Origin of the sequence: Streptomyces sp. YIM 98790, assembly GCF_011421595.1 — a bacterium.
In the GTDB taxonomy this organism is placed as follows: Bacteria; Actinomycetota; Actinomycetes; order Streptomycetales; family Streptomycetaceae; genus Streptomyces.
Map to the genome: position 1 here is coordinate 1 of NZ_WTLH01000340.1, position 3,046 is coordinate 3,046.

General features: G+C 74.0%; 3 protein-coding genes and 1 pseudogene. 1 reads left to right on the forward strand and 3 read right to left on the reverse strand.

Going from position 1 to position 3,046, the window contains the following annotated elements:
• Positions 1 to 147 precede the first annotated feature (147 nt).
• Positions 148 to 1,011, forward strand: coding sequence for an FkbM family methyltransferase (locus GQS09_RS27755; RefSeq protein WP_165990277.1), 864 nt, complete (start codon positions 148 to 150; stop codon positions 1,009 to 1,011).
• On the opposite strand, the gene GQS09_RS27760 is transcribed toward GQS09_RS27755, so the two are convergent.
• The 3 genes and pseudogenes from GQS09_RS27760 to GQS09_RS27770 all read right to left on the reverse strand — a co-directional run.
• Positions 1,008 to 1,715 (reverse strand): HAD family hydrolase, encoded by a 708-nt coding sequence (locus GQS09_RS27760; RefSeq protein ID WP_165990278.1) that lies wholly within the window; start codon positions 1,713 to 1,715, stop codon positions 1,008 to 1,010. The two genes, GQS09_RS27755 and GQS09_RS27760, sit on opposite strands and share 4 nt — an antisense overlap.
• A gap of 138 nt (positions 1,716 to 1,853) precedes the next feature.
• Complete coding sequence (locus GQS09_RS27765; protein WP_165990279.1) at positions 1,854 to 2,426, reverse strand: TetR/AcrR family transcriptional regulator; 573 nt, start codon at positions 2,424 to 2,426, stop codon at positions 1,854 to 1,856.
• A 127-nt stretch (positions 2,427 to 2,553) separates the two neighbouring features.
• Positions 2,554 to 3,046: pseudogene (locus tag GQS09_RS27770) on the reverse strand (hypothetical protein); the annotation flags it as partial.

Sequence of the window (3,046 nt, forward strand, 5' to 3'; positions counted from 1 at the left end):
CCCGTGGCGCGGCGGGAGGCCGGTAGCGCCGCTGACGGCGCGGGACCGCCCGGGCGCGCCCCCGCGGGCGCCCGCCGGCCCATCCGGTTCATCGGGATTTCACCGGGCGGGTGCCTGCCGCACACCGAGCGGATGCAGAGTTCGGCCATGCGACTGGCCGATCTGGAAGCCGCCAACACCCGGATGCTCGCCCGTGCTCCGGTGGTGCGCCCGGTTCCCACCTCCGAGATCATCAAGGTCCACCGCAAGAAGTACCCCTACAAGGGCTGGGTGGAGATCGATTCGCCCCACTGCGCGCCCTTCGTGGTGTTCTGCGGCAACGACGACGCGGTGGCCCTGGACACGCTGTGGAACGGGGAGTTCCGCTACGAGCCGGGCACCCTGGCCGCCTGGTCCCGGCTGGCCGCCGCCGCCCGCACGGTGGTGGACGTGGGCGCGCACGTCGGCTACTTCTCGCTGATCGCCGCCCTGGCCGCCCCCGGGGCCACGGTGCACGCCTTCGAGCCGGTGGACTACATCCACGCCCGGCTGGCGGTGAACCAGCGCGCCAACAACATCCAGAACCTGGTCCGCCATCAGGCGGGCGTGTCGGACCGGGAGGAGTGGGCGGACATCACCGTCCGGTTCTCCTCCAGTCTGCTCTCCACCGGCGCCTCGCTGGACCGGCTGGCGGACGTACCGGGCGGCCGCAGCGTGCAGCGCATCCGGCTGGTGACCCTGGACGGCGAGTTCCGGGACACCCCGGTCGATCTGCTCAAGATCGATGTGGAGGGCCATGAGCCGCGGGTGCTCGCCGGGGCGCGGGAGCTGATCCGCCGCGACCGGCCGGTGATCCTGATGGAGGCGCTGCGGGACGCCGCCATGGAGCAGGTGCTGGCGGAGTCCGGCGGCCTCGGCTATACGGTGCACTGGATCGACGAGGAGGACGGCTCACTCGTCCCGTACGCCGGGGGCCGCCCGGCAGGGTCACGCAACCTCCTCCTCCGCCCGCCGGGCGGCTCAGGAGGCTAGTGGGCGGGCCCCGGCGCCGGGTCCGGCTCCGCGCCCGGCCCGGAACCGGGCCCTCCGGCGACGGCGGGCGGGCCGTCCCGCCGGGCGGCCAGCCAGCCGTCCAGCCAGGCGGGGAAGTCGGGCAGGCCGCCGTCCAGCACCACATCGGCGCCGGCCGCGCGCAGTTCGTCCGCGCCGATCGGCCCGGTGGGAACGGTGACCGAGAGGGCGCCGGCCAGGGCGGCGCCGCGCACATCGCCCACATGGTCCCCGACGTAGACGGCGGCGCGCTGCGCGCGCAGCGCCTCGGCCTTGCCCTCGGCCCACAGCCATCCGGTGAGGTGGTCGGCGGGCAGATCCAGGTGGTCGAGGTGGAGCCGGGCGTTGGGCCCGTACTTGGCGGTGACCACGATGACCCGGCCGCCACGCCGGTGCACCGCGTCGATCGCCTCCCGGGCGCCGGGCATGGCCCGGGTCGGCGCCACGGCATGTGCGGTGTACAGCTCGCGGAAACGTTCCGCCACCGCGGGGACCCGCTCGGCCGGGAACCAGTGCGCCAGCTCGTGGTCCAGCGGCGGCCCCAGCCGGCTGACGGCCAGGTCCGCGTCGATCCGCACCCCGGTCTCGGCCGCCAGCGCCAGATAGGTGGCCCGGATGCCCGGCCGGGAGTCGATCAGCGTCATGTCGAGATCGAAGCCGACCGTCAGTCCGTTCTGATCTTGCATGCCCACCAGTCTCCCCCGCATGCCGGTGCCCTTCTCCACCGCCCCGCCCGCACCGCCCGCACCGCCCCGGGGAGGCCCGCACGGCCAGGGTCACCGTGACGCGGCGGCCGGCCGGCACGGCCGCCCGGGGACGGCGCGTCAGGAGCGGTAGGCGGTGTCGAGGAGATCCTCGGTGGCGGCCAGCAGGGCGAGGCGCTTCTCCTCCGGGTCGCCCTCGATGCCCTTCAGGGAGAAGGTGCCCAGGTGCATGCAGAGCAGCGCGCTGACGCTCCGCACCTGGGAGTCCATGGGCGCGCCCGGGTCCTTGAACAGGGCGACCAGGGCGCCCACCCGCTGCTTGAACTCCTGCCCGACACTGAGATCGCGCAGCGTGGCCTGGTTCTCCTGGAGGATGTGGAACAGCGGGGCCGCGTCGTTGGCGATCCGGCTGTAGCGGCTCAGCAGCTCCCGTTTGGTGGCCCGGGTGCGCGGCTGTTCGCCGCCCCAGGCGATGAGCCGGTCCACCTTCTCGCCGACCTCGGCGAACAGGGAGACCAGGATGTCCTCCTTGGTCTTGAAGTGGTAGTACAGCGCGGCCTTGGTGACGCCGAGCTCGTCGGCGATCTCGCGCAGCGAGGTCTTCTCGTAGCCCCGGTCCAGGAAGAAGGCCAGGGCGATGTCCTGGATGCGCTGGCGGGTGTTGCCCCGGCGCGGCTGCGGTGTGGTGACCATCGGCGTGGCGCTCCTCGTCGCGTCGATCGCCATGTGGTCGATCGCTCGGGTGGCTTCCATTGTACTCACTAGCCGGGCGGCAAGTAAGTGACCGGGGGGCGGGCAGCGCCGGCCCCGGCCACGGGGCTCAGCCCTTGGCCGGCGGGCGGCGCAGGGCGCGCCAGAGCAGGAACAGCGCGCTGGCCACCGCGGCCAGCCGCAGCAGCACCGGGAAGTTCTCCACCAGCCCGGCACGGATGGCGTCGTCCCGCACCGGCTCGCCCCAGTAGCCGTTGATCCGGCCGAACAGCCAGACCGTATAGCCGCCGAAGACACCGCCCAGGCCGCCGAACACCGCGATCTTGGCCTCGGTACGGCTCAGCCGGGGCGCCCAGTAGGCGATCAGCCAGCCCGCGCCCATCGCCAGGATGTTCCGCATCACCGTGCCGCCCAGCAGCAGGGCGACGGCGAGCAGTTCGAAGAAGCCGCCGGCGTGCCTGCCCCCGGCGGCCCGGCGCAGCACCTGTGCGCCGCGGCGGGTCCGCGACGCCTTGCGGACCGGTACCGGGGCCGTGCCGCCCGGCTGGGGCTGCCCGGCCCCGCCCGCCTCCTCGCCGCCCTCCGGCTCCTCCGGCTGCGCG

Bases quoted from the DNA above. Each gene is read 5' to 3' on its own strand.
- GQS09_RS27755 (WP_165990277.1), top strand. From the start codon at position 148: ATGCGACTGGCCGATCTGGAAGCCGCCAACACCCGGATGCTCGCCCGT.
- GQS09_RS27760 (WP_165990278.1), bottom strand. From the start codon at position 1,715: ATGCAAGATCAGAACGGACTGACGGTCGGCTTCGATCTCGACATGACG.
- GQS09_RS27765 (WP_165990279.1), bottom strand. From the start codon at position 2,426: ATGGTCACCACACCGCAGCCGCGCCGGGGCAACACCCGCCAGCGCATC.